This is a genomic window from Glutamicibacter sp. BSL13 (assembly GCF_052928425.1).
Genome location: NZ_JAVGCZ010000027.1, coordinates 1 through 24,747, shown reverse-complemented (window position 1 = coordinate 24,747; position 24,747 = coordinate 1). Strand labels below are relative to the sequence as shown.

Below are 24,747 nucleotides of genomic sequence, written 5' to 3'. Positions count from 1 at the left end.
TTGCCAATCAGTTCTACGTCGCGTAGAACTTAAGATGTAAATCTTGCATATGGGATGCAAGATAATCCGCCACAAGGAGACCCGATGCTTTCCACTCAATCCCGCCCGGTCATCGAAGCCACCCTGCCGATCATCGCCGAGCGGATTTCCAGCATCACCCCGAACTTCTACAACCGCATGTTTGCCGCGCGTCCGGACCTGCTGGATGGATACTTCTCCCGCTCGAACCAGAAGAACGGCAAGCAGCAGCAGGCGCTGGCCGGTTCCATCGCGGTCTTCGCCTCGCACCTGCTGAACAACCCCGACACCCTGCCCGAGACCATGCTGGCGCGCATCGCCCACAAGCACGCCTCGCTGGGCATCGTCGAGGAACAGTACCCGATCGTTTATGAACACCTGTTCGCCGCCATCGCCGAGAACCTCGGGGACGCCCTGACCCCGGAGATCGCCGACGCCTGGTCCGAGGTCTACTGGCTGATGGCCCACGCGCTGATCAAGATCGAGAAGGGCCTGTACGCCAAGCAGGTCAACGACCACTACTACAGCCTGTGGACCCTGACCGGGCGGGAGGAAACCGCGCCGGGCTCGGTGACCTTCACCTTTGAGCCGGCCGATGACACCCCGGTCACCCCCGCCGAGCCGGGCCAGTTCATTTCGCTGCGCATGCCGATGGCCGACGGCGTCCGCCAGGTCCGCCAGTACACCCTCTCCGGCAATGTCGCCGACACCTCACGGCGCACCGTGACCGTGAAGCTGGATCCGAACGGTGAGTTCACCCCGATCCTGCACACCCAGCTGAAGGTTGGGGACACCATTGAGATTTCCAACCCCTACGGCGACCTGGTCATCGACCACTCCGGTGAGCCGCTGGTGATCGCCACCGCCGGCATTGGCTGCACCCCGAGCGCCGCCGCCCTGGCCACTCTGGCCGAGAGCAACTCACAGCGTTCGATCACCGTGCTGCACGCCGATCAGGAAGCCGACACCTGGGCCCTGCGCGCCCAGATGGTCGAATCCGTGGAGAAGCTGCCCAACGCGACCCTGACCACCTGGTTCGAGCGCGGCGAGCTGCCCACCGATGTGAAGAGCACCGCCGGTCTGATGAACCTGAACAATGCCGAGTTCGACCCGAATTCCCACGTCTACCTGTGCGGTCCACTGCCGTTCATGCACGCAGTGCGTGGACAGGCACTGGCTGCAGGCATTCCGGCCGAGCGCATCCACTACGAGGTCTTCGGACCGGATGTGTGGCTGGCCGTCTAGCCACAACACCGCACTCTGGCAGTCCAACGGATCATGGGGGTCCGCTGAGCCGCACGGGTACCAGGCGCGTCCGCGACAGCGGGCGCGCCTTTTCCCTTGTCCCCCCGGCCCAGGCCACCGGGGCCGGGGACCCGGGTCCCTACTTGCCCTGGGCCGGCTTGGCTGCGGCGGGGTCCACGAGCCGGGTGTGGACCTTGCCCTCGGTGACCCAGCGGCGGACCACGGAGTTGAAGAACACCGGATCCTCGATGTTCCACTGGTGGTGCAGGTTCGGAACCAGGCGGGTGACCGCCTGGGGCAGCAGGGTCTGCAGCGGCGCGAAGGAGCGCTGAACCACCTTCGGCTCCTTCGCCCCGGCCAGGATCAGCACCGGGCCGGTGAAGGCCGCCAGGTTCGCCGGCAGCCCTCCCGGGTCCAGCTCGTCCATGATGGCGCGCAGGTTGGCCGGTTTCAGGGCCAGGCCATGGGAGGCGAACAGGTCGCGTTCGTCATCGACCATGCCGTGCGCGCCGGCCTGGAACCGCCAGTACCATTCGTTGCCCAGCAGTTTGAGCTGCATCCGGCTCAATGCCCGGGCCGGGGCGGGCACCCCGGCCACCGGGGTGCCGGTGATCATCAGGGATTCCACCAGTTCCGGGTGGCGGGCGGCCACGTGCAGGGCGATCACCCCGCCCAGGGACATCCCCACCAGGTGCACCCCGCCCTCGGCGACCTCATCGGCGATCAGCGCCGCCACGTCATCGGCCGCGGACTCCAGTCCCTGCCAGGGCTCCTCGCTGCGGGCCCCGAACGCCGGAAGGTGCAGGGTGAGGATGTGGAAGTCCCCCAGCGCCAGCACCTGCGGGTCCCAGGACCAGTTGCCGACGTTGCCGCCATGCAGGAACACAATGGTTTGCGGGGTCTGGTTGCCGCTGTGGCGCCGCACCGGATGCACCTCCGGGTAGTCGCCCGGCCCCTTGCCGTCGACCCGGGTGGGGGTGACGGACTTGGCGGCGGCAGCCGGCTTCGCCGTCGCGCCGGTGCCGGACTTGTCCGCCAGTGGGCCGGCCTGCGGCTTGCGCCCGAACCCCTGTCCGGCAAGCAGCCGGCCGTTTTTGACCTTGTCAGCCAGGTGACTCAGCGCGGATCCCTCACGGCTGGGGCCGCTCGGGGACTTGACCACGCCCGGACGCTGCCCGGTGCCCGGCTTGGGTTGTTCACCGATCGGTTCACCGGCCCTGAGCTTGCCGGCCTTGGCCGCCTGCGCTGGGGCGGAGCTGTTCACCGGGTCGGTGGGCTTGGACCGCGGCTCGGCGGCCGGCTGCTTCGAGCCCTCCTGTGCCGCCTTGCTCTTCGCCGACTTGCTCTTCGCTGGCTTGGTCGGCGACGACTTCTGGGGTGCCGACTTCGGCCCATCGGCGGCCTGCTGACCCGAGTCCTTCGCGGTGGTGACGTTGGCGGCCGGTTTTTCCTTCACCGGCTCCTTTGCTGCGTCCGGCTTTGCCGCACTCGCCTTGGCGGCAGCTGTCTTGTCTGCCGCGTCTTGGGGCCGACCGCCCTTGGCCTGGTTGCCTGCGGCGTTGGCGTCCTTGGTCTGCGGCGCTGCCCGCTGAGGTTTACCCTCGGCTGGCTGCCTATTGCCGGTCTGTTGCCCGGCCGCCGTTGGCTGCTCGCCGGCGGGCTGGCCGGTCGGTTTCTTCTGGTTCGGGCCCAGGCCCTCGGGGTTCTTCTTATCAGTCATGGCAGGTACTCCATTACCGCGTCGAGCCATTCAATTTCGGCCACCTGCTGGCGGATGGCGTGGTCCAAGGTGGCGGCCATCAGGAAGCTGCGCCGGTCGGCGGCCGCACGCATGTCGATGCCCTCCCGCTGGGAGAGGTAGTCATCCAGGGTGGACTGGGTCTGATCCCGCCGGGTGGCCAGCAGATCCTGGATTTCCTCGCGTTCCAGTTCCGCGGCGAAGAACACCTGGCCCATGAACGGGTCGCGTTCGGTGCCGCGGGCCACCCCGTCCCCCAGCCACTGGCGCAGCGCCTGGCGGCCCTCGGGAGTGATGTGGTGTTCCTGGCGATCCGGGTAGTTGCTTTGCGGCACGGTGCGCACCGTGGCGTAGCCCTTGTCCACCAGCTGAGCCAGTGTGCGGTAGATCTGCGCCTTGTCGGCGTTCCAGAAGTGGTTGATGGAGGAGTCAAAGTGCTTCTTCAGCTCGTAGCCGGTCATCGGCGACAAGCACAACAACCCGAGGATCAATCGCGCCAAAACCATGTGACTATACTTTCACAGGTAGGGGAGTTTGCACCCACCGGTGCGCCGTGAGCGCAACGAATTCTTTACTCAGGCTCAAGTCGGAGCGCATCCTCCATCCGTCCTCCGGCTCCCCGGGATGTGACGTCCCGCCCCGTCCCAAAGGAGTGAGCTGTTGTCCACGAACAAAAATGCGTCGGCGTTGGCCCCGGCGCACCCCGGCGCGCGGGCGGCACTGTATGTGCTGATCGGCTCGCTGGGGATTCAGCTCTCCTCCGCCGTGTCCGCGAGCATGTTTGATTCGCTGGGCTCCCCGGCGGTCAGCTCGTTGCGCCTGGTGCTGGCAGCGCTGATGCTGCTGGCCTTCTTCCGTCCCCGGCTCACCGGGCGCAGTGCCCGGCAGTGGGCAGCCATTGCCGGCTACGGGATCGCGATGGCAGCGATGAACCTGCTGCTGTACAAGGCCATTGAGCATCTGCCGCTGGGGATCGCGGTGACCCTTGATTTCCTGGGTCCGGCCATTGTGGCGTTGGTGCTCAGTCGGCGCGTGCGCGAGGCCTTGTGGGCATTGCTGGCCCTGGCCGGCGTGATCCTGATAGCCGGGCCCGGCGGCTATTTCGATCTGCTGGGCTTCGCCTTCGGTCTGGGTGCCGGACTGTGCTTTGCCCTGTATACGCTGCTGGCGGAGAAGGTCGGCAAACAGGATTCGGAGTCGATTTCCTCCCTGGCCCTGTCAGTCGCGGTTGCGGCGCTGGTCAGCCTGCCCTTCGGGGTTCCACGGGTGGCGGAGGTCTCCGGGGGACAGTGGATGATGCTGGCGCTCAGCGCGCTGATCGGGGTGGCCATCCCCTACGCGGTGGACACCCTGGCGGCCCGGATTTCCTCGGCCCGCGTGATTGGCACCCTGTTCGCCATTGACCCGGCCATGGGCACGCTGATCGGGTGGCTGCTGCTGGATCAGGCCCTGTCGCCGGTGGCGCTGGCGGGCATCGGGCTGGTTGCGCTGGCCGGGGCGTGCGTGGCCTGGTTGGAGGGCCCCGACGCCACGGCCTCCAATCCCCCGGCTTCCGGTGACCCCGTGGGTGCCCGAACGGGCGCTTCGTAACCTGCCACCCCGGCCGCGGTCCCCGACCAGGGCCACATTTAGAATGGCAGATATGTCATCTTCCCCCTCCGCCTCCCGGCTGACCGCTGCCCTGTTTATGGTGATCGTGCTGTTGGGCACAACCGGGCCGCTGGCCACGGACATGTACCTGCCCTCTTTCCCGGCAATGCAGGACGAGTTCTCCACCACCGCCTCGGGGGTGCAGCTGACGCTGACCACCTTCCTGATCGGGATGGCGCTGGGGCAGCTGCTGTGGGGCGCGTTCTCCGACCGCTGGGGACGGACCATTCCGCTGCGCTACGGAACGCTGTTGTTCGTGCTGGCCTCGATCGGTGCCGCGCTGGCCCCGAGCCTGCCCACGCTCATTGCCGCACGCGGCATCCAGGGCGTGGGAGCTGCGGCGGGCCTGGTGATTTCAAAGGCCATCGTTTCCGACGTCACTTCCGGGCCGCGCACCGCACGCATCTTTTCGATTCTGATGACCATCGGCGGGGTCGCTCCGGCGGTCGCCCCGATCCTGGGTGCCGCGGTAGCCCATGCCGGGGGCTGGCGCGCGGTGCTGTGGGTGCTGGCCGGGGCGGCGGGGCTGATGGCCCTGGGCTCGTTTGCGGTGGTGCGTGAAACCCACCCGGCCGCGGCCCGTTCCACCGGGGCACTGTTCGGGCCATTGGGGACGGTGCTGACCCAGCGCCGGTTCGTGGGCTACATGGTCCAGTTCGCGGCGACTTTCGGAGCGATGATGGCCTACATTTCGGCTTCCCCGTTCCTCTACCAGAACGTCATGGGATTCAGCCCCACCGGTTACGCCCTGTGCTTTGGCGTCAATTCCCTGGGTCTGATTCTTTCCGGCCTGATCTCCGCCCGGTTGGCGCTGCGGGTCCCCTTGCGCCGCACCGTGGGGGTGGCCCTGGTGATCCTGCTGGTTTCCAGCCTGGTGATGCTCACCCTGGGGTTTTCCGGGGTGCGCGCCCCCATCCTGGCGGTGGTGATCTTCTTTATGGTGGCTCCCGTTGGCCTGGTCATGGGCAACACCACCGGCCTGGCCCTGGAGGAGGTGCGACGCACCTCGGGCAGCGGTTCGGCTGCGCTGGGTTGCGCACAGTTCCTGGCCGGCGCACTGGTCAGCCCGCTGGTGGGGCTGGGCGGGGAAGATTCCCCGGTCGCGCTCTCGGTGACCGCACTGGTTGGGCTGCTCCTGGCGCTGGGCGCCTACTGGTCCACCGCCGACGCGCGGCATCGCCCCCGCCGGGGCTAGCTCCCTGCCCTCGTTCCGGCCCGGGCTTGTGCTCCACGGGAACTTGGCGCCCCGGGAACTTGCCGGTGGATGAGCGCTTAAAACACCTACCCCGCGGAATCAATGATTCTTCCGCGGGGTAGGTGTTTTGTCCGGGAGCCGGATTAGGCGCTCAGGCGCTCCTTCAGGCCGTCAAGTTCGGCGCGCAGCGAGTCCGGCAGTGCCTCACCGAACTTGGCGTACCATTCCTCGATGCTCTCGACTTCCTCGAGCCATTCCTGGGTGTCAACCTTCACGGCGACCTCCACGTCATCCGAGGTGAAGCCTTCCAGGCCGGTCAGGTCCAGGGAATCACCGGTCGGCACGTAGCCCACGGCGGTTTCCTTGGCCTCGGCGGTGCCCTCGATGCGCTCGATGACCCACTTCAGCACGCGGGAGTTGTCCCCGAAGCCGGGCCACGCGAAGCCACCCTCGGCGGTGCGGCGGAACCAGTTGACCAGGAAGATCTTGGGCATCTGTTCCGGGTTCAGCTTCTGCGAGATGCGGTCCCAGTGGTTCAGGTAGTCACCGGCGTTGTAGCCGATGAACGGCAGCATCGCCATGGGATCGCGGCGCACCACGCCGGTGGCCCCGGAGGCGGCGGCGGTGGTCTCCGAGGAGAGGGTCGAGCCCATGAAGATGCCGTTGGTCCAGGTGCGGGCCTCGGTCACCAGCGGGATGGTGGTCTTGCGGCGGCCGCCGAAGAGGATCGCATCGATCTTCACGCCGTCCGGGGAGTAGTATTCCTCGGCGAGCATATCGACCTGGTCGATCGGGGTGCAGAAGCGGGAGTTCGGGTGGGCGGCCTTGCGCCCGGAATCCGGGGTCCAGTCATTGCCCTTCCAGTCGATCAGGTGGGCTGGGGCCTCGTCGGTCATGCCTTCCCACCACACGCCGCCCTCATCGGTCAGCGCGACGTTGGTGAAGATCGAGTTGCCCTTGGTGATGGCGCGCATGGCGTTCGGGTTGGTGGACCAGCCGGTGCCCGGGGCGACGCCGAACAGGCCGTACTCCGGATTCACGCCGCGCAGTTCACCGTTCTTGCCCGGACGCATCCAGTTGATGTCATCGCCCAGGGTTTCGGCCTTCCAGCCGTCGATGGTCGGATCCAGCAGCGCAAGGTTGGTCTTGCCGCAGGCCGAGGGGAACGCGGCAGCGATGTTGTAGGACTTGCCCTGCGGGCTGGTCAGCTTCAGGATCAGCATGTGCTCGGCCAGCCAGCCTTCGTCGCGGGCCATCGCCGAGGCGATGCGCAGCGAGTAGCACTTCTTGCCCAGCAGCGCGTTCCCGCCGTAGCCCGAACCGTAGGACCAGATGGAGCGCTCCTCGGGGAAGTGCACGATCCACTTCTCCTCGTTGCACGGCCAGGCCACGTCCTTCTGTCCCGGCTCCAGCGGGGCACCGACGGTGTGCATGGCCGGAACGAAGAAGGCGTCCTCGGCTTCCATCTTACGCAGGACCTCATCGCCGATCTTGGCCATGATGCGCATTGAGGCGACCACGTAGGCCGAGTCGGTGATTTCCACACCGTAAGCAGGCTGCTCGGCATTCAGCGGTCCCATGACGAACGGGATGACGTACATGGTGCGTCCACGCATGGCGCCATCGAACAGTCCGGTCAGGCGCTCCTTCATGACCTTCGGGTCTTCCCAGTTGTTGGTGAAGCCCGAGTCCTCCTCCTTTTCGGAGCAGATGAAGGTGCGCTCCTCGACGCGGGCCACGTCGGCCGGGTCGGAGAAGGCCGCGTAGGAGTTCGGGAAGTTCGGGTCGGTGAGCTTGACCAGGGTGCCGGCTTCAACCAGCTCGCCGCACAGGCGGTCGTTCTCCTCCTGGGAGCCATCAACCCAATAGATACGATCAGGCTTCGTCAGTGCCGCAACCTCCTCAACCCAAGCCGCCAACTTCGCGTGGGTGGTCGGTGCTGCATCGAGTACGTTCTGATCGGAGCTGGTGCTCATTATCCATTCCCTCCATTGGGCTGAACTTGCAATAGTTCAAGGCTAGGGGGTCAACGTTTTCGGCCGCTTGTGACCCAAGCCGCAGAATCCGGGGATGGTCAACATCGTTAGAATAAAAACACCGTGAATTCGGGGAAGATTGGTGCACCAACCAGCTTTTACTGTGACTAAGGTCACGTAGACCGGTACCCTTTTTCGGTCCTCAATAAAAGTAAAAAACCGAGATACCGGCGCCCCGCCGAGCCAATTTGGAGGCCGGGCGGTTGGCCTGTATAGTTATTCGAGGTTCGCACTTGCGGGCCAAATAAAAGAATACGCGCCCATAGCTCAGCTGGATAGAGCGTCTGTCTACGGAACAGAAGGTCAGGGGTTCGAATCCCTTTGGGCGCACCAGCAAATCCCGGAACATCGCAACGGCGAGTTCCGGGATTTTTTGTTCCCGTTCTCAGCTTCCAAGGAGGCCCACCCCGGCCCAGCCACCCGGGCGCCCTCGCTCCGCCCCGTCGGATCCTGTCACATCTTTCTCGCGCCAAGCGAGGAACCCGGGCCCACGCACTGGACTGGAGGACGTGGATGTGAATCGTGGCACTTTGAACCGTTCCGGTTCGCTAGCCCGCCTTCGCCCGTGTATAGTTATTCAAGTCGTCACGACGACAACAACTCAATAAGCGCCCATAGCTCAGCTGGATAGAGCGTCTGTCTACGGAACAGAAGGTCAGGGGTTCGAATCCCTTTGGGCGCACAGGTTCAAGAATCCCGGGAAGCTTTCAAACTCCCGGGATTCTTGCTTTTAACCAAACTCCCCTGCTCCCCGCTGCCGCTCCGACCCGGGAGCGCCAGTCCGGCTGGCTTTGACCCCCTTATCCCATTCAGGGATTGGCACTTGGTACCGCCTGCGCATTCGCGGAACCAAGGGGCGGTCATGTCCCAGAGCCATCTGAAGCTGTTCTCTTCTTTGTTGCGTCATCTTCGAGCACACTTCAGAGCCCGAACGTATCGTAGAGGATTAACACTTCAGGGCTTGACTGCTCGCCGCCAAGGAGGAACGTTCCATGATCATTGCCGTGCCCAAGGAATCAAAGAACAACGAGCACCGGGTGGCGATCACCCCGGCCGGCGTTGCCGAATTCATTGCCCACGGCCACGAAGTGGTCATCGAAACCCAGGCGGGCATCGGCTCGGGCATCAGCGACGAGCAGTACAGCCAGGCCGGCGCTCGCCTGGTTCCAGATGCGGCTGCGGCCTTCGAGGCCGGAGAACTGGTGCTCAAGGTCAAGGAGCCAACGCCCAGCGAATACCCGCTGCTGCGCGAGAACCAGGTCCTTTTCACCTACCTGCACTTGGCCGCCTCCCGGGAATGCACCGATGCCTTGCTCACGGCGGGAACCACCGCGGTCGCCTATGAAACGGTCACCCGGGGTCGGACGCTGCCGTTGTTGGCGCCGATGAGCGAAGTCGCCGGGCGGCTGGCGGCGCAGATCGGTTCCGTCACCCTATTGCATCCATCGGGTGGCTCCGGGATCCTCATGGGCGGGGTGCCCGGCACCCGCCCGGCCAAGGTCGTGGTCATCGGTGGTGGCGTGGCCGGCGAGAACGCTGCGGTGGCAAGTGCCGGACTTGGCGCCGACGTCACCGTCATTGACGTGAACCTGGCCCGGCTCAAGGAAATCGACACCGCCCACGCCGGACGCGTCAAAACCCTCGCATCCACCAAGCTGGCCATCGCCGAGCAGGTCGCCGACGCGGACCTGGTGATTGGCTCGGTGCTGATCCCCGGAGCCGCAGCACCGAAGCTGGTGACCCTGGACATGGTTCAGCGGATGCGTCCGGGCTCGGTGCTGGTGGATATCGCGATTGATCAGGGCGGCTGCTTCGAAGGCTCGCGGCCCACCACGCATGACGATCCGACGTTCAAGGTCCACGATGCACTGTATTACTGCGTGGGCAACATGCCCGGCGCCGTGCCGCAGACGTCGACGGCGGCCTTGACCAACGCAACCCTGCCCTACGCCCTGCGCATCGCGAACAAGGGGTGGGCGCAGGCCATGCGGGAAGACGAGGGCCTGGCCAACGGCCTGAACACCCACGCCGGTAAGCTGGCCCTGGAATCGGTAGCCACCGAGTTTGGCTACCAGTACACTCGGAGCCAAGAGCTGCTGTCCGATAGCTAAGAGCCCGCGTTCGGACGTAGTGCCGGAGCCGCGGAAGCTGACCGCATCACCGGCATGACCTGTGAAACTCCTGCGTGTGAGTGAGAAAACAGCCTTGCTAATTGAACTGACCGGTCAGTTCAATTAGTCTTGTTTCATGCTTTTTGCTGACTCTGTTTCCGTGGACGGTCGCCACGGCGTCATCTGCCCTCCAACCACCGTGCGAGTAGAGCGCGGAGAGGTGGTCTTGGTAGTCGCCGAACCGGCGCTCTCACGCACCGCACTAAGCCTGGTGCTCTCCGGACGTATGAAGCCCAGCTCCGGCACGGCCAGCTGGGAAGGCAAGGACAGCCTGAAGCTGCTGCGCAAGCACAGCGCGCTGGTGGACTCACCGGAAATCAACGCCCCGGAACCCCACCTGAAGGTGCGCGACCTGGTGGCCGAGGACCTCTCCCTGGTGCCGGTGCCGATCTGGCGCAAGCGCGGCATTGACTCCTGGCTGAACCAGCACGGATTTTCCGAGGTGGCCGGCGAATGGGTGGATGCCCTCGATCCGCTGACCCGCCTGGACATCATGGCGCGGCTGAGCGAGGAGTACCACCAGGTGCGCTTGTCGGTCTTCGACTCTCCCGACCGCCACCGTCTGGAGGACTCCAGCTGGCTGGACCTGCTGGAGGCCATGGCCCAGTCCCGCCGCAAGCCGGCAGTCGTGGCCGTGGTATCCCGGGTCCCCGATGACTGGCATGGCCCGGTGTTCTTCATGGGTGAGCAGGATGTCGAACCGCAAATGCACCTTCCGCACGATTCGGCACATGCGCAGGACGATGCCGACGCGGGCGAGCACGCCGTGCACGAACAGACCGGTCAGAACCAGGATGCGGAGCAGACGGTGGCCATTGATGCCCTGCTGGGCGAGCACGAGGACACCGAGCACATCGAGGTGGACGCTCCTGCCGGCGGCGATGAACCGGACGGTCCGAAACACAAATCCGAGGACCCGGGTCCCGAACCGGTGGAACACAATGCCGGCGGCACCGAGCCGGATCACGAACCGCAGCATCTGGCCCCGCCGGCGGACGAGGCTCCCCCGGCCCCAGCCGAACCCGAAGCCACCCAGGCCGAGCCGGCCAGGGAGACCGAGCCGGGCGAGCATGCCCAGCCCCACGACCCGGCGATCAACCCAAAACCTGAGACCACTTCCCGCGCGGAGGACACCAAATGACGATTCTGCGACTGGCTCTTTCCGAGCTGCAGCGCATGACCCGCGGCACCCTGCCCAAGCTGGCGATTATCGCCCTGAGCTGTGTACCGCTGCTATACGGGGCCATGTACCTCTATGCCAACTGGGATCCGCAGTCCCACCTCTCCGGCGTGCGCGCCGCCCTGGTCAACCTCGATGAGGGAGCCGAGAAGTCCGGCAAGGACCTGAAGGTCGGTGAGGATGTCACCGAATCCCTGCTGGAGGACGGCACCTTCGGCTGGGAGTTGGTGGGTTCCGAGCAGGAAGCCTATGAGGGCGTGGCCAACGGCGACTACTCGTTCGCCATGACCATCCCCAAGGACTTCTCCGCCAACCTGGCCTCCCCGGCCGACTTCGACAAGGCCAAGCAGGCCCAGCTGAAGATCACCACAAATGACGCCAACAACTTCATGGTGGGCACGTTCGCCGACACCCTGGCCAATGAGGTGCACAACTCGGTGGCCAAGGAAGTGGGCACCCAAACCGCCGACTCGATGATTGCCGGATTCGTGGACATCCACTCCTCCATGGCCGACGCCGCTGATGGCGCAAGCCAGGTCTACGACGGCACCCTGCAGCTGAAGGACGGGGTCGCCACGCTTTCGGACGGCACCAAGCAGCTGGTCGACGGCGGCAAGCAGCTGGCCGACGGCACGGTGGAACTGCACGATGGCACCAAGACGCTGAAGCAGGGTACCGGGGACCTGGTCAAGGGCCAGACCCAGCTGCGCGACGGCGCCAAGGAACTGTCCGCCGGCACCGGGGACCTGAAGAAGGGTGCAGACCAGCTGGCCGCCGGGCTCAATGAAATGAAGAAGCAGACCGCCCCGCTGCCCAGCTCCGCCAAGCAGCTGAACGACGGCGCGCAGCAGGCCGCGAAGGCCGCCAAGCAGCTGGCCGCCGGCTCCCGTCAGGTCGCCGACGGCAACGCCCAGCTCAACGACAAGGTCAGCGAGGCCGCCGAGGTCATCACCGCGCTGGAAGCCGATGCGGACAAGCGCCTGCAAACCGTGGAGAAGAAGAGCCTCGATGGCATCCAGCAGTTGGTGAAAGATGAAATCATCACCCAGGAGCAGGCCGATGAGCTAGTCAAAACCGTCTCCAGCTCAGTGGACGAGGCCGCAGCCAACTCGCAGGTGATCCAGCGCGCCAAGGAAATCAAGGCGCAGCTGAAGACCGCCCAGCAGCAGATCCAGCAGCTGGCCGACGGCTCCGAGCAGGTCGCCCAGGGCAACAAGCAGCTCTCGGCGGGGCTGAACACCCTGGCGGACGGCACCGCACAGCTTAACGCCGCGGTGCCCACCCTGGTCAAGGGCATCTCCACCGCCGCCACCGGCGGCAACGACCTGGCCGCCGGTGCGGCGCAGCTCAACGACGGCGCCAAGACGCTGTATGCCGGGCAGCGTGACGCGCTGGCCGGAGCGAAGCAGCTGGATTCGGGGGCCAAGGAACTGAACGCCGGTGCCGCCGAACTGCAAACCGGCAGCGCCCAGCTGTACACCGGCCTGAAGGACCTGCAAAGCGGCGTGGGCGATCTGGGCAAGGGCTCCAACGACCTGGCCGACGGTTCCGGGGAACTGGCCACCGGCCTGTCCGACGGCACCAAGGAAATCCCGAATCCGGATGACCCGACCCGCGAGCACCTCTCCGAGGTCATCGGTGACCCGGTGGCCGTGGACCGCACCGACCAGGCCAAGGCCGGCGCGTACGGCGAGGGCCTGGCGCCGTTCTTCATCACCCTGGCCACCTGGATTGGCGCGTTCATCCTGACCCAGGTGATGCGCCCGATCACCAAGCGCGCCCTGGCCTCCAACGGCCGGGACTGGAAGATCGCGCTGGGCGGCTGGATGCCGTTCTTCCTGCTCTCGGTGATCCAGTCCAGCCTGCTGTACGCGGTGGTGCTCTTCTGGCTGGGCCTGGACACCGCCCACCCGTGGATGACCTGGGGCCTGCTGGCGCTGGCCTCCATGGCCTTCACCGCGATCATCCAGGGCATCACCGCCCTACTGGGCGCGGCCGGCAAGTTCGTGGTGCTGGTGCTGATGGTGCTGCAGCTGGTCACCGCCGGCGGCACCTTCCCGTGGGAGACGCTGCCTGAGCCGCTGCACGTGCTGCACCGCATCCTGCCGATGGGCCATGTGGTTGCCGGCCTGCGCCACCTGGTCTACGGCGCGGATCTGGCGCTGCTCTCCGAAGTGGTGCTGGGCCTAATCGGCTACACGCTGCTGGGTCTGGCGCTGAGCACCCTGGCGGTGCGCAAGCACAAGACCTGGACGTTGAAGACCCTGCAGCCGGAGCTGGTCGTATGACCGGCGAGGCGGTCGGGCGTCCGCGGGTGCGGGCCACCGATTCCAAGGAACGGCTGTTCGCGGCCTCGATGACCCTGCTGGGGCACCGCGGCATCAACGCGGTCTCGGTGGATGAGATCGCCCGGGCCGCCGGGGTTTCCAAGGGTACGGTGTACTACAATTTTGGCTCCAAGGACTCGATGATCGGCGCCCTGCTGGCCTTTGGCGCCGACATCCTCCTGGAGGAGCTGGAACAGTACGCCGAACAGTCCGACGGGTTGCAGGCCCTGGAGGCCATGGTGGTCAGCGCGTTCCGCTTCGTGGAGCGCTACCCGTCCTACGCCCAGCTGTGGATCAGTGAGCAGCAGCGCTCCGAAAGCCTATGGGGCGAACAGCTCAGCGACTTCAGGGAACAGATCACCGCGCTGATCCGCCAGGTGCTGCGCCGCACCGTGCAGGTTCCCGAGCCCCTGCTGCAGGTGGCGGCCAGCGCGATGTTTGGCGCGACGCTGCTCACCGCCCGGGAACGCGCGGTAACCACCCCGATGCCCCGGCTGGAGGTCTACGTGCAGGCGGTGCTGGCCACCGTGCACGGGCTGGAACGCGCTGCCGCCGGATAACCTGGCCCGGGCTCTCCCCACCGACCGAACCAACCAACCCCGATCCCGTGACTCCGCCTGCGGTGTCACGGGATCTTTTTGCTAGGGCCGGGGCACCACGAAGTGCGTCACGGCTGCGTCCCGCGCATCCAGGTGCGAATACGGTTCGGCGGTTTCCATGACCGTCATCCCCAGGGTGGGGTAGTTCATGGCCAGCTCGTAGACGGCCTCCTGGTCCGAGTCCTTGGAGGCCAGGCGCAACGCCAGTTCCTGCAGCACCGGCTGGTGGCCAATGACCAGCAGCGTGGAGACCGTATCGGGGGTTTCGTTGATGATCGAGCACAGCCCGGAGGTGCCCGCGGAGTAGATGCGCGAGTCAATGTAGGGGGTGGGCGCCTTCTCCCCCAGTTCGGAGAGCACCCAGGCACAGGTGGAGCGGGTGCGCAGCGCATCGGAGCACAGGATGTAGTCCGGGATGAGGTTATTCTCCACCAACCAGCGGCCCGCCGCCGGCGCCTCCCGGTCACCGCGGGCACCCAGCGGACGGTCGTGGTCCGCCACCCCGAGCGGATAGTCCGCCTTGCCGTGCCGCAGCAGGATCAGCCGCCGGGCCTGTGCAGTGTTCTTGCCTCCAGCATTCATGCCACCAGCTTACGGGGTCACCGTCCCGGGGCCGCTTAAACGCTGTGAGTATTGAGGTAGCTGGTCTGGGACTAGCTGGCAGGATAAGAACCAGCCGCCCCACCCCTGGAGGTGACTCATTAAACGCCTGACCGAAAGGTGTCATGCATCGGACCTGTCCATCCAAACGGGGTGGGTCGGCCGGGACCAATCCGGCCCACCACGGTAGCTTCATCAGAAGAATGTCCACCCCAGCTAGAGGGTGTGACCCATCACAGTGCTGTTCCGTAGTGACCCTTACCCGGACTGGTACCGGCCGTTCACGGCCGACCATGACCTCCAGGAAAGGAAAGTACGGTGACCGCACAACCTATCGTCGCTCATTGCCACCCATTTGTCGTGGGTGTCGACACTCACGCGCGTAAACATGTTTACGCCATCGTTGATTCCAGCAACGGCGCCCTTCTTGATACTCAGTCGTTTCCGGCAACCAGCGCTGGCATCAACCGAGCCATCAACTGGGTCGCACGACGCACCGAAGGCAACGCAGACACCCTCTGGGTCATTGAAGGCGCGGCCACCTACGGAGCGATCCTTGCCGGCACTGTCGCCGCCCACGGATTCCCCGTCACCGAGGCACCACGCATGGACAAGAAGCAGAACCATGGCGTGGGAAAAACTGATGCCTTAGATGCCCATCGAATGGCGATGGCTTCACTGCCGCTGCCTGTAGACACGTTGCGCCATCCACGGCTGAACGAGGGAATCCGGCAAGGACTGCGCATCCTCGTCACGGCACGCAGCTCGATGACGAAGGACCGCACCCGGTCCGTGAATGCTTTGAATGCCTTGGTGCGCAGCAACGATCTGGGGGTCGACGCCCGTAAGAAGCTGAACGGTAGCCAGATCGCTGAGGTCAGCCGGTGGCGGGAACGAGAAGAAGAACTGTCGCTAAGGATTGCACGATCTGAAGCGGTACGGCTGGCCAAACATATTCTGGACTTGGATCAGCAGCTGGCGGTAAATGAGCAGCAGCTGAACGAGCTGGTCAAAGCCAGCGAAGCGGCACCCTTATTGGCTGAGACCGGCTTCAAGGCAATCACGGCAGCGAAGTGCTTCGTCGCGTGGTCCCATGAAGGGCGAGTGCGCAATGAAGCGGCATTTGCCTGCCTGGCTGGCGTGAATCCAATTCCTGCGTCGTCGGGGAACACGACCCGGCACCGGCTTAATCGTGGCGGTGATCGGTCATTGAATGCTGCCCTGCACTTGGCAGCGGTCACGCGTATGACGCATGACAAAGAGACGCGAGTCTACGTTGAGAAGCGTCGAGCTGAGGGGAAAACTGATCGCGAGATCCGCCGATGCATCAAACGCTATCTGGTCCGTCGCATCTTCAAGATTTTCAGTGCTTCAGCAATGGTTGAAGAGGTTCCGGCTGCGGCTTGACAGACATAGAAGAGTCCGAACGGGCGGGCGTACCTCCATGCCAGGAGCGCGCCCGCCCGTTGGAAGGTGTGGCCGTTCTGCGACCAGCTGCTGCTAGATCGAGTATTCCGGGGCGGCCCAGACGACGACCTCGGGGTGTTCGTAGAAGCGGTAGCCCTGTCCGCGCACGGTGCGCACGGTGTTGGCCAGGCGGCCCAGCTTCGAGCGCAGGCGGCGGATGTGCACGTCGATGGTGCGCTCGTTGGGCACCTCTTCGGCGTTGCGCCACAGGTTTTCCAGCAGTTCCTCACGGCCCACGGTGCGGGTGCCGTTTTCGACCAGGAAGTTCAGCAGCTCGAACTCCTTGAAGGTCAGGTTCAGGGTCTCCCCGTCCAGGTACACCTCGCGGCGGGACAGGTCGATCAGCACGCCGGAGGGCCTTGGGGTGCTGGGACGGTTCTCGGTGCGGGCGCGGCGGTTGACCGTCGGGTCCCCCAGTGCCTGGCGGACCACGTCAATGGCTTCGCCCTGCGCGGTGGCCGGTGCCAGGGCGACCGCGGCGTGGGTCTGCGCCTGAGGGGACAGGGTGGCCAGGAACGCGCGCACCTGGGTGGCCAGCTTGCCCAGCGAGGTGCCGTTGGCCTGCGCGGTGGCCTCATCGAGTCCCACGTACAGGACGAACCCGCGGGCTGTGGTGTCCGCGCTGCCCGAGCCGGCGCCGGTGGCCTGGACCGGGGCTGCGGTCTGATGGCGTGAAATATCGCGCGGCTCATGGTTGGTGGATACGGCGCGCAGTGGGCGGTAGCCTGCCGGGGCATAGCCGCCAGCTGTCGAACGCTGTGCTGCAGCAGCACGGTTCTGCGCGTTGCGAATTGAAACGTGTACGTATCCGGATCCAGCCGTCATGTTTTTCCTCTAACTATGCGAAGGCCAAGTGATTTGGCGCTGATGCTTCTTGTTTGCTTGTTGCTTGCGCCGCGGGCGTCCTTCTCTACACCCACGACAGTTGGTTTCCCGCCAGCGGCTGGATCGCGACGAAAACTAGGTTTCCGCTGCGAGCTGACCGCTGACGCAAAGCATTCGAGAACAGCACTGGGGACCGGACCACGGGAACCGTGACCTGCCTGTTTTGCTGTTCTGCGCCTGACTCACCCCTCCAGTTTCCCCGTAACAATTGGAACTTGCAAGTAACAATCAACCCCCATGTCCACGATGCGAGACAAAAGCATCCATTTGTGACCTTTACCACTTTGAACAAATGTTTCCGTCAAACGTTTAACTAGCCACGCATTGCACAATGATACGTCCAGAATCGATCAATCTGACTACCCTATACATTGCCATGAATAAGCATTCAGCGCTGGACGCTGTTCACGATGCAAACATTCGCCCAGAGCTGCTCTTGACCAAATATTCGGCTATCTGCAAGGCTTCGCGCCGCATAAAATCGGGCTTGGGGGCACAGCAAGCACACAGGTAAAACACAAAGTCAGCCCAATGGCATGGGGGAAGGTAAGACCATGAACGATTCGCGTTTCTCTCCTTCACAGCTCCCACGGCTCACCCACCCGGACGGCACCGCCATCAAGGTCCTGGTGGTCGACGACGAACCGTCACTGGCCGAGTTGGTGTCCATGGGCACCCGGATGCTCGGCTGGGAATCGGCGATCGCGCACGACGGGCCCGAAGCGGTGGCCACCGCCCGCAACTTCGCCCCGGATGTCCTGGTCCTGGACTGGATGCTGCCCGGCTTCGACGGGCCCGAGGTGCTGCGCAAGGTGCGCACCTACTTCCCGGAGGTCCCGGTGCTGTTCCTGACCGCCAAGGACGCGGTGGAGGACCGCATCGAGGGGCTGGGGGCCGGGGCCGATGACTACGTGGCTAAGCCCTTCAGCCTCGAGGAGGTGCTCATCCGGCTGCACCGGCTGGTCGAACGCTCCGGAGCCACCAGCGCGGACGCCTCCGAACTGGTGGTGGGCGATCTGGTATTGAACCTGGATTCGCACGACGTATCCCGTGCCGGGCGGGCCATCTCGCTGACCGCCACCGAATTCGACCTGCTCTCCTACCTGATGAACAACGCCCGCCGGGTGGTGTCCAAGTCGCAGATCCTGGACAACGTCTGGCACTACGACTTTGATGGCCAGGCGAACATCGTCGAACTGTACATCTCCTACCTGCGCAAGAAGATTGACGTGGACGCCGAACCGATGATCCACACGGTGCGCGGCGTGGGATATGTCCTGAAGCCGGCGGCATGAGCCTGTTCTCCCCCGCCACCAAGCACACCCCCTACAACCTGCAGCGCCGCCTGCTGGTGATCCTGCTCGGCGCCCTGACGATGGTGTGTGTGCTCATTGGCCTGCTCTACAACGCCGGCATGCGCCAGACCCTGATGGCGCAGCTGAATGAGCAGCTCTCCCAGGCGGCGAACCGTGCCGCCACCTACTCCACCCCGAAGAACTCCCCCGATGACCTGTTCGCGCCCGGGCAGGCCTCGGGCACCTTGAACGTGCGCTTCGTGGACGGCAAGCTGACCTTCGGGGCCTGGCTGGATGAACGCACCGGTGAACGCATCACGATCACCGACGCGGACATCGACCCGCTGCTGTCCCTGGAGGTCAACTCCCGCCCGGTGATCCGCAAGCTCTCGATCGGGGACTATGTGCTGGTCGCCCGCCCGGACCAGGGCTCCGGAGGCATCCTGATCACCGGGCTGCCCACCGAGCCCACCGAATACGCGTTGCGGGAGATGGCCTGGTTGACCCTGGTGATCAGCGTGCTGACCGTGATCAGCACCGGCCTGGCCGGCACCTGGGCCATTGGCCGGTCCTTCAACCCGCTCAAACGCGTGGCCGCGGTGGCTTCCTCCGTGGCGCACACCGACCTGGAATCGGGCAAGGTGGAGCTGACCCAGCGGGTCTCCCCGCACGATGCGATCCCGGGCACCGAAGTGGGCAACGTGGGCCAGGCGCTGAACGCGCTGATCGACAATGTGGACAGCGCGCTGAAGGTGCGTGAGCGTTCCCAGGGGCAGATGCGCCAATTCGTGGCCGATGCCTCCCATGAGCTGCGTACCCCGCTATCGGCGATCCGCGGCTACACCGAGCTGCTGGCCGCCACCGAGCACTTCTCCGATGACGGGCGGCGCGCGGTCGATCGGGTGCTGGAGCAAAGTTCACGCATGAGCGCCCTGGTGGAGCAGTTGCTGCTGCTGGCCCGGCTGGAGGAGGAAACCTCCTACAAGCTCTCCCGGGCGAACCTGGTGGACCTGGCCCGGGAAATCACCGACGACTTCATGGTCACCGCCCCGGATCACCGGTGGACGTTCATCGCCACCCAGGACGAGGTGGCGATCAATTGCGACTCCTCGGCGCTGCGCCGGGTCATCACCAACCTGCTGGGCAATGCACGCAAGCACACCAGCGTGGGCAACTCCGTGACGGTCAGCGTGCTGGCCGATGCGGACGTGGGACAGGCGGTGCTGCGGGTGCAGGACACCGGCGAGGGCATTGACCCCGAGTTCCTGCCGCATGTCTTTGAACGCTTCACCCGGGCCAACGCTGCCCGTTCGGGTTCCGACGGCACCACCGGCCTGGGCCTGCCCATCGCCAAGAGCATCGTGCAGGCGCACCGCGGCACCATCACGGTCACTTCCCAGCCCGGGGACACCGTTTTTGAGGTGCGGCTGCCGCTGGCCGATACGCAAACGCCGCCTGCGGCAAAAACCGAGGCGGCGTAGGGGCCAGAAGGCCTAGTGCATGGGCGGGGTCACGCCGTACAGGCGGTCCCCGGCATCCCCCAGCCCGGGAATGATGTAGGCCTTCTCATCCAGGCGCTCGTCCAGGGCGGCCAGCACCAGGTGGACCCGCTCGTCCTCGCCGTGGATCTCGCGCAGGCGCTCGATCCCCTCCGGGGCGGCGATCAGGCAGATGCAGGTGACCGAGGCGGCCCCGCGCTCGAAAATGAACTTGATGGCTTCGGCAAGGGTTCCGCCGGTGGCCAGCATCGGATCCAGCACGAAGACCTGGCGTCCCTGCAGGTCGTTCGGGACCCGGTCGGCGTAGGTGATGATGTCCAGGGTCTCGTCATTGCGGGCCATGCCCAGGAACCCGACCTCGGCCGTGGGCACCAGGCGGGTCATCCCCTCCAGCATGCCCAGCCCGGCGCGCAGGATCGGCACCACCAGCGGGGTGGGCTTTGCGAAGGCAATTCCGGTGGTCGTGGCCACCGGGGTCACGACCTCGACCTCTTCGGTCTTCACCTCGCGGGTCGCCTCGTAGGCCAGCAGCGTGACCAGTTCCTCCGTCAGCTGCCGAAAGGTCGGCGAAGCCGTGTTCTTGTCTCGCAGGACCGAAACCTTGTGTGCCACCAGCGGGTGGTCAACTACCTGTACGCGCATAGGCAAAAATCTACCAGCCGCCCACCTGCCCCGACGAGCCCCTTACCCGAGATTCGGGCACTGAATCCGGCCAATGTGCCCAACCGAACAAGCCCGGGAGGTTTTGGGAAGCTCCGGGCACCGTTGTCACCCCAGCTCGCGCACGCCGGTGGCACTGCGCAACGTAAAGTGGGTGACACTATGGTGCAAGAACACGAGAAGTGGATGCGGCTGGCACTGGATGAGGCCCGGGCCGCGCTGGCCACCGATGATGTGCCCATCGGTGCCGTCATTCTCTCCCCCGACCGGCAGGTGCTGGCCTCCGGGCGCAATGAGCGCGAGGCCGGCGGAGATCCGACCGCACATGCCGAGGTGGTGGCCATCCGCAATGCCGTTCGCGCCCTGCAGGCCCGCGGCACGGATGATGGCTGGCGGCTGGAGGACTGCACCTTGGTTGTCACCCTGGAGCCCTGCGCGATGTGCGCCGGCGCCATTGTCCTTTCCCGCATCCCAAAGCTGGTGTTCGGAGCCTGGGATGAGAAGGCCGGAGCCTGTGGTTCGGTATTCGATATTGTGCGCGAACCCCGGCTGAACCACTGGGTCGAGGTGTACCCCAGGGTTTTGGAAGCTGAATGCGCTCAACTGCTGCTGGATTTCTTCCGCGCCAAGCGCCGCTAGAACCTTGCCGGCGCAAACAGTTACGGCTGACCCACACGGATAGCCGCCATGTGGTTCTGGCCACTTCGCCATCCAATCGGCCCTCGTTGTTTTGGTTTTCAGCTTTCCTTCGTTGTAGAGTTATCAGGTCTGGTGACGTGTCCGAGCGGCCGAAGGTGCAACACTCGAAATGTTGTGTACGGTAACCCCGTACCGTGGGTTCAAATCCCACCGTCACCGCCAAGGAAAAGATCTTGAAATTCCTAGTCAAACAGGAGTTTCAAGGTCTTTTTTGTTTTCTCACGCCTGATTTGGGCACGTTTTGGGCACATCCATTTGTGACACGGCATGATTCAGAGCGACCGCTACGCCGTCTAAATCGTCACCGAACAGTTCGGCGTAGACGTCCAAGGTCATCGAGGCCGAGCTGTGCCCAAGCATTCTTTGAACCGCCTTCACGTTCGCCCCGGCGCTGACCGCGAAGCTTGCAGCCTTGTGGCGCAAGTCGTGAGATGTAACTCTAGGAATCCCGGCACGCTGAACCGCTTTCAGGAACCAGCTACCCCGACCACTGCCACCGCTGATAGCCCGCAGGTAAGAGCCGTCTTCATTCGGGAAAACCAAATCTTCACGATGCTTGTCTTTGCACGCTTCACCGATTGCCGGAGCAAGGAACTCAGGAAACGGAACTGACCGGCGCTCATGACTTTTCGGCGTGCCCACCCTGATTTTCCCGCCGACGTCAACGGCGTTTTGATTGACTTTCAGCCTTCGCCGAATCATATCTACATCTTGCACGTGCAGCCCGGTAACTTCGCCCCAGCGCAAACCACAGTATGCAAGCACGCGGATTAGTGCTGGATACTTTGAGCTATCGGCCAAGTCTCGGACTTGCTCATGGCTCAAGAACACATGCTCTTTCTTCGACTTGCGGCCGAATCAATCGCATTCAACGAAAACCTGGTAACCGTCATTCATACCGGCTCGCACACTTTCAACGTGCCAATTCTGAAGGAAGACGCGGGTGCTGCATGGGTTGCCGAAGGTGACGAGATTAGCCCCGATGACCCGGTACTCGCCGAGCTGGTCATCACGCCGAGCAAGGCGGCAGGGCTCACCATCATTTCCCGCGAAATCGCCAACGACTCGGCCCCTGAAGCCCAGGAGCTCGTCGGCCAGGGGCTCGCCCGCTCCATCGTGGCGCAGGTAGACACCGCGTTCCTGGGCAACCTCGCCACACCGGCCCAGTCTGGCCTCGGCGCGCTGCCCTCGGCCGATACCGACACCTGGAAGAATCACGCCACGGTAGACACCGCTGGCGCGATTACCAACCTTGACCCGTTCGCCGAAGCTGTCGCCACTTGCGAAACCGCAGGGGCAACATTACCGGTTGGCTCATGCACCCGAGCGACGCCCTGGCAATCTCGAAGCTGAAGGACTCGACCAACTCGAACAAGTCGCTGCTGGAGAACCCCCGTGTGATCCTCGGCCGCCCGGTTATCGTGAGCGCCAAGGCAACCGCTGGCGTGCTGTGGGTCATTGACAAGGCCGCAGTGATCACCGTCCTTCGCGAAGATACCGAGCTGGCGGTTTCTGACGCGCCATTCTTCACCAGCGACCGTATCGCCCTCCGCGCAACTACCCGCTTAGGCCTCGGCTTCGCAATCCCTAACCGACTCGTCAAGATTTACGACGTGACGCCGGGCGTGTAAGCAGCTCGGTAACGAAGCGGGGTAACCACCACAGGTTGCCCCGCTTCAGTTCGTTAGGAGAACAATGGACTTCACCAAAACAGCCAATCCAAGCGCCGAGCTCGACTTCACCAAACCGGCCGCCCGACGCACCCAGCCCGAAGCCGAAGAGCAACGAGACTTCAGCCAGCCAGCCAACCTCAACGCCGAGCCAACACCTGAAGCCGAAGACGAAGAGCGACCAAAGCGCAAACGGCGCAAACGGCAACGCAACACCGAGCCACCGCCCACCAGCCATATCCGCACAATCAACACCGCCGAATGGAAACAACAGCAAGCCGACAGGTTCAAACGCGCCTACCTCGGCGGCTGGGGATAGCAGCGCCCCGGAACACCCAGGGGGGTAGGGGTTCGATAGGGGGTTAATTGCCGCCCCTCCGGCATTGCTGAAATATCCCCCCGTGAGTTTTCCCATGTCAGAAACACTATTGAAAAATTGGCTTCATCGCCGTTTTACCCCTCTTGGCCGGGGCGCTGCGAGCCGTTTTGCGGGCTTAGTTTCACCTCAGCGTAGCAATGCCTAGCTGGGGGCGCGATAGCCTCTCAGTGGTTAACTCCGCCCCTTGCTACCGGCCGTGGGAGTGGCTAAGCGAAACGCATCGTGTGACCTGCGACAAGTGAGGCGCACCGTCTTTCCTGCGCTGTATCGTGAAACAGATTGGATTCAAAGCGACTTAGAATCACGATATGCCTCTAGCTGAAACACTCACTTGCACTACCATCCTGGAACCGCCCAACTATGTGCAATTTATGCAGGGTTGGGTTACGTCTGTTGATTGTGACCTGCTTAGCAATTCCCACTGGAAGTTTGGCTGGGAAGGAATGGCAGCGGTAGGCACTTTGCTGGCCGTTTGCCTGTCCTGGTATTTCAGTTGGCAAGCGCGAAAGGATGCACAGAAGGAGACCCTGCGCGCTGACGCTCGCCAGGCCGAACTTCGAGAGTTACAAGATCAAGTTGAAAAGCGCGAAATGCAGCGCGAATTACGGGAACAGCAAAACGCGGAATTCGAGCAACGAAGACATGCCGAACAAGTAGCCGCATGGCTTACCCCGGCGGGGCCCTTCTACGAAGAATCCTTTATCGCGGTTGCCAACCACTCCCAATTTCCAATCTGGAGCGTTGTCCTCAACCACGACTCTTTCGGGGCGAGTAAGACGGTTATCTATCCAACCATTTCGGCCGGATCAATAAACAGGATAGAAATCGGAGACTGGGCCAGCACCAATTACGATGTCAACACTGACTTACTGCTCGCTCAGACAGTTAGTGTCACCTTCGTAGACATCAACGGTCGAACATGGCAAAGACCGGCTGGCGACGTTCCGCTTCTTCGTGAGATAACGAATGAATCTAGGACTTCCGGACAACCCAACCAATAGCTTAGAACCAACCTAGGCAGTTGTGCGCGTGGGTACCAGGAACGGCTTTCAGCCAAAAAGAATCCCCGGCGCTAACCCATAACACCGGGGATTCCAACGCCCGCAGAAGCGGGGCAGAAAGAAGCAATCTCAGCTTACCGTCTTCCGGGGTGGGTTAACAGCGGCGGGTGGGCGAAGCGAGATGACTCTATTTCTGGGCACATTTTGGGCACACTCTTTGAAAATTCGATGTGATTCTAGGTTAATTTCAGTGACTAAAACCCTTGTGATTCCGGGATTTTTGCATCACGTCACTCGTTGCTAAAGGGGCTCTTCGCAATCGAGGGTGTAGGGCAGCATTGCCGTTGATCTGATTTCTGGGCGTGTCGCAGGGCAGTAAAAAGTCGAGGTCTTCACAAGAATGGAAGTTCCTACACAACCTTCTTGAAAGACC

Annotated in this window: 22 protein-coding genes and 3 tRNA genes; 18 read left to right on the top strand and 7 right to left on the bottom strand. The window is 63.9% G+C overall.

Annotation, left to right across the window (positions count from 1 at the left end; translation table 11 throughout):
* Positions 1-84 precede the first annotated feature (84 nt).
* A complete protein-coding gene (locus RCJ92_RS07150) occupies positions 85-1,263 on the top strand; it encodes a globin domain-containing protein (protein WP_054821411.1) in 1,179 nt (392 codons plus the stop codon).
* Positions 1,264-1,402: 139 nt separating this feature from the next.
* Here the strand turns inward: RCJ92_RS07150 and RCJ92_RS07145 are convergent, their stop codons facing one another.
* The gene (locus RCJ92_RS07145) at positions 1,403-2,983 is read right to left on the bottom strand and encodes an alpha/beta fold hydrolase (RefSeq protein ID WP_446754177.1); all 1,581 of its coding nucleotides are present in this window, start codon (positions 2,981-2,983) and stop codon (positions 1,403-1,405) included.
* Positions 2,980-3,507: a PadR family transcriptional regulator gene (locus RCJ92_RS07140; protein WP_054821049.1), complete on the bottom strand. Its 528-nt coding sequence runs from the start codon at positions 3,505-3,507 to the stop codon at positions 2,980-2,982. The genes RCJ92_RS07145 and RCJ92_RS07140 overlap by 4 nt, the downstream gene beginning before the upstream one ends.
* Positions 3,508-3,661: 154 nt before the next feature.
* On the opposite strand from RCJ92_RS07140, the gene RCJ92_RS07135 reads away from it, so the two are divergent.
* Both RCJ92_RS07135 and RCJ92_RS07130 read left to right on the top strand, forming a co-directional pair.
* Positions 3,662-4,591, top strand: coding sequence for an EamA family transporter (locus tag RCJ92_RS07135; protein ID WP_446754176.1), 930 nt, complete (start codon positions 3,662-3,664; stop codon positions 4,589-4,591).
* A 52-nt stretch (positions 4,592-4,643) separates the two neighbouring features.
* The gene (locus RCJ92_RS07130) at positions 4,644-5,846 is read left to right on the top strand and encodes a multidrug effflux MFS transporter (RefSeq protein ID WP_446754175.1); all 1,203 of its coding nucleotides are present in this window, start codon (positions 4,644-4,646) and stop codon (positions 5,844-5,846) included.
* Between the two features lie 143 nt (positions 5,847-5,989).
* Here RCJ92_RS07130 and RCJ92_RS07125 read toward each other — a convergent pair whose 3' ends face one another.
* Positions 5,990-7,822 (bottom strand): phosphoenolpyruvate carboxykinase (GTP), encoded by a 1,833-nt coding sequence (locus tag RCJ92_RS07125; RefSeq protein ID WP_138925608.1) that lies wholly within the window; start codon positions 7,820-7,822, stop codon positions 5,990-5,992.
* 316 nt (positions 7,823-8,138) lie between these two features.
* Here RCJ92_RS07125 and RCJ92_RS07120 point away from each other — a divergent pair.
* From RCJ92_RS07120 to RCJ92_RS07095, 6 genes are all read left to right on the top strand, one after another.
* Positions 8,139-8,215, top strand: a tRNA-Arg gene (locus tag RCJ92_RS07120).
* A 275-nt stretch (positions 8,216-8,490) separates the two neighbouring features.
* Positions 8,491-8,564: transfer RNA gene (locus RCJ92_RS07115), tRNA-Arg, on the top strand.
* A 310-nt stretch (positions 8,565-8,874) separates the two neighbouring features.
* Complete coding sequence (gene ald, locus RCJ92_RS07110; protein WP_446754174.1) at positions 8,875-9,993, top strand: alanine dehydrogenase; 1,119 nt, start codon at positions 8,875-8,877, stop codon at positions 9,991-9,993.
* Between the two features lie 136 nt (positions 9,994-10,129).
* Positions 10,130-11,194 (top strand): hypothetical protein, encoded by a 1,065-nt coding sequence (locus RCJ92_RS07105; RefSeq protein WP_446754173.1) that lies wholly within the window; start codon positions 10,130-10,132, stop codon positions 11,192-11,194.
* On the top strand, positions 11,191-13,521 hold the full coding sequence (locus RCJ92_RS07100) for a YhgE/Pip family protein (protein WP_446754172.1): 2,331 nt from the start codon (positions 11,191-11,193) through the stop codon (positions 13,519-13,521). Before RCJ92_RS07105 ends, RCJ92_RS07100 begins: the two co-directional genes overlap by 4 nt.
* Positions 13,518-14,120, top strand: coding sequence for a TetR/AcrR family transcriptional regulator (locus RCJ92_RS07095; RefSeq protein ID WP_138174978.1), 603 nt, complete (start codon positions 13,518-13,520; stop codon positions 14,118-14,120). The genes RCJ92_RS07100 and RCJ92_RS07095 overlap by 4 nt, the downstream gene beginning before the upstream one ends.
* Before the next feature lie 81 nt (positions 14,121-14,201).
* Here RCJ92_RS07095 and RCJ92_RS07090 read toward each other — a convergent pair whose 3' ends face one another.
* Positions 14,202-14,741 (bottom strand): SixA phosphatase family protein, encoded by a 540-nt coding sequence (locus RCJ92_RS07090; RefSeq protein ID WP_138174980.1) that lies wholly within the window; start codon positions 14,739-14,741, stop codon positions 14,202-14,204.
* 336 nt (positions 14,742-15,077) lie between these two features.
* On the opposite strand from RCJ92_RS07090, the gene RCJ92_RS07085 reads away from it, so the two are divergent.
* A complete protein-coding gene (locus tag RCJ92_RS07085; protein ID WP_446754171.1) occupies positions 15,078-16,166 on the top strand; it encodes an IS110 family transposase in 1,089 nt (362 codons plus the stop codon).
* Positions 16,167-16,259: 93 nt separating this feature from the next.
* Here the strand turns inward: RCJ92_RS07085 and RCJ92_RS07080 are convergent, their stop codons facing one another.
* Entirely contained in the window at positions 16,260-17,051 is a 792-nt protein-coding gene (locus tag RCJ92_RS07080) for a winged helix-turn-helix domain-containing protein (protein ID WP_138174982.1), read from the bottom strand.
* Positions 17,052-17,665: 614 nt separating this feature from the next.
* On the opposite strand from RCJ92_RS07080, the gene RCJ92_RS07075 reads away from it, so the two are divergent.
* Together RCJ92_RS07075 and RCJ92_RS07070 are read left to right on the top strand one after the other, a co-directional pair.
* Positions 17,666-18,406 (top strand): response regulator transcription factor, encoded by a 741-nt coding sequence (locus RCJ92_RS07075; RefSeq protein ID WP_054821151.1) that lies wholly within the window; start codon positions 17,666-17,668, stop codon positions 18,404-18,406.
* Entirely contained in the window at positions 18,403-19,887 is a 1,485-nt protein-coding gene (locus RCJ92_RS07070; protein ID WP_446754170.1) for a sensor histidine kinase, read from the top strand. The genes RCJ92_RS07075 and RCJ92_RS07070 overlap by 4 nt, the downstream gene beginning before the upstream one ends.
* Before the next feature lie 12 nt (positions 19,888-19,899).
* Here the strand turns inward: RCJ92_RS07070 and upp are convergent, their stop codons facing one another.
* Positions 19,900-20,547, bottom strand: coding sequence for a uracil phosphoribosyltransferase (gene upp, locus RCJ92_RS07065; RefSeq protein ID WP_138174986.1), 648 nt, complete (start codon positions 20,545-20,547; stop codon positions 19,900-19,902).
* A gap of 180 nt (positions 20,548-20,727) precedes the next feature.
* Here upp and tadA point away from each other — a divergent pair, with 180 nt between their 5' ends.
* Positions 20,728-21,204 (top strand): tRNA adenosine(34) deaminase TadA, encoded by a 477-nt coding sequence (tadA, locus tag RCJ92_RS07060; protein ID WP_343833357.1) that lies wholly within the window; start codon positions 20,728-20,730, stop codon positions 21,202-21,204.
* Between the two features lie 131 nt (positions 21,205-21,335).
* Positions 21,336-21,426, top strand: a tRNA-Ser gene (locus RCJ92_RS07055).
* 57 nt (positions 21,427-21,483) lie between these two features.
* Here the strand turns inward: RCJ92_RS07055 and RCJ92_RS07050 are convergent.
* Positions 21,484-22,089: a site-specific integrase gene (locus tag RCJ92_RS07050; RefSeq protein ID WP_446754169.1), complete on the bottom strand. Its 606-nt coding sequence runs from the start codon at positions 22,087-22,089 to the stop codon at positions 21,484-21,486.
* Between RCJ92_RS07050 and RCJ92_RS07045 the strand changes: the two genes are divergently transcribed.
* From RCJ92_RS07045 to RCJ92_RS07030, 4 genes are all read left to right on the top strand, one after another.
* Positions 22,081-22,617: a phage major capsid protein gene (locus tag RCJ92_RS07045; protein ID WP_446754168.1), complete on the top strand. Its 537-nt coding sequence runs from the start codon at positions 22,081-22,083 to the stop codon at positions 22,615-22,617. The genes RCJ92_RS07050 and RCJ92_RS07045 overlap by 9 nt on opposite strands.
* Positions 22,581-22,895, top strand: coding sequence for a phage major capsid protein (locus RCJ92_RS07040; RefSeq protein ID WP_446754167.1), 315 nt, complete (start codon positions 22,581-22,583; stop codon positions 22,893-22,895). Before RCJ92_RS07045 ends, RCJ92_RS07040 begins: the two co-directional genes overlap by 37 nt.
* Before the next feature lie 64 nt (positions 22,896-22,959).
* Positions 22,960-23,253, top strand: coding sequence for a hypothetical protein (locus RCJ92_RS07035; protein WP_446754166.1), 294 nt, complete (start codon positions 22,960-22,962; stop codon positions 23,251-23,253).
* A 368-nt stretch (positions 23,254-23,621) separates the two neighbouring features.
* Positions 23,622-24,314 (top strand): hypothetical protein, encoded by a 693-nt coding sequence (locus RCJ92_RS07030; protein ID WP_446754165.1) that lies wholly within the window; start codon positions 23,622-23,624, stop codon positions 24,312-24,314.
* Positions 24,315-24,747 lie beyond the last annotated feature (433 nt).

Excerpts from the sequence above, each read along its gene's own strand:
- RCJ92_RS07030 (WP_446754165.1), top strand. The coding sequence starts at position 23,622 with ATGCCTCTAGCTGAAACACTCACTTGCACTACCATCCTGGAACCGCCC.
- RCJ92_RS07040 (WP_446754167.1), top strand. The coding sequence starts at position 22,581 with ATGCACCCGAGCGACGCCCTGGCAATCTCGAAGCTGAAGGACTCGACC.
- RCJ92_RS07045 (WP_446754168.1), top strand. The coding sequence starts at position 22,081 with ATGGCTCAAGAACACATGCTCTTTCTTCGACTTGCGGCCGAATCAATC.
- RCJ92_RS07095 (WP_138174978.1), top strand. The coding sequence starts at position 13,518 with ATGACCGGCGAGGCGGTCGGGCGTCCGCGGGTGCGGGCCACCGATTCC.
- RCJ92_RS07150 (WP_054821411.1), top strand. The coding sequence starts at position 85 with ATGCTTTCCACTCAATCCCGCCCGGTCATCGAAGCCACCCTGCCGATC.
- RCJ92_RS07070 (WP_446754170.1), top strand. The coding sequence starts at position 18,403 with ATGAGCCTGTTCTCCCCCGCCACCAAGCACACCCCCTACAACCTGCAG.
- RCJ92_RS07035 (WP_446754166.1), top strand. The coding sequence starts at position 22,960 with ATGGACTTCACCAAAACAGCCAATCCAAGCGCCGAGCTCGACTTCACC.
- RCJ92_RS07075 (WP_054821151.1), top strand. The coding sequence starts at position 17,666 with ATGAACGATTCGCGTTTCTCTCCTTCACAGCTCCCACGGCTCACCCAC.
- RCJ92_RS07100 (WP_446754172.1), top strand. The coding sequence starts at position 11,191 with ATGACGATTCTGCGACTGGCTCTTTCCGAGCTGCAGCGCATGACCCGC.
- RCJ92_RS07105 (WP_446754173.1), top strand. The coding sequence starts at position 10,130 with ATGCTTTTTGCTGACTCTGTTTCCGTGGACGGTCGCCACGGCGTCATC.
- ald (WP_446754174.1), top strand. The coding sequence starts at position 8,875 with ATGATCATTGCCGTGCCCAAGGAATCAAAGAACAACGAGCACCGGGTG.
- RCJ92_RS07145 (WP_446754177.1), bottom strand. The coding sequence starts at position 2,983 with ATGACTGATAAGAAGAACCCCGAGGGCCTGGGCCCGAACCAGAAGAAA.
- RCJ92_RS07130 (WP_446754175.1), top strand. The coding sequence starts at position 4,644 with ATGTCATCTTCCCCCTCCGCCTCCCGGCTGACCGCTGCCCTGTTTATG.
- RCJ92_RS07080 (WP_138174982.1), bottom strand. The coding sequence starts at position 17,051 with ATGACGGCTGGATCCGGATACGTACACGTTTCAATTCGCAACGCGCAG.
- tadA (WP_343833357.1), top strand. The coding sequence starts at position 20,728 with ATGGTGCAAGAACACGAGAAGTGGATGCGGCTGGCACTGGATGAGGCC.
- RCJ92_RS07140 (WP_054821049.1), bottom strand. The coding sequence starts at position 3,507 with ATGGTTTTGGCGCGATTGATCCTCGGGTTGTTGTGCTTGTCGCCGATG.
- RCJ92_RS07090 (WP_138174980.1), bottom strand. The coding sequence starts at position 14,741 with ATGAATGCTGGAGGCAAGAACACTGCACAGGCCCGGCGGCTGATCCTG.
- upp (WP_138174986.1), bottom strand. The coding sequence starts at position 20,547 with ATGCGCGTACAGGTAGTTGACCACCCGCTGGTGGCACACAAGGTTTCG.
- RCJ92_RS07125 (WP_138925608.1), bottom strand. The coding sequence starts at position 7,822 with ATGAGCACCAGCTCCGATCAGAACGTACTCGATGCAGCACCGACCACC.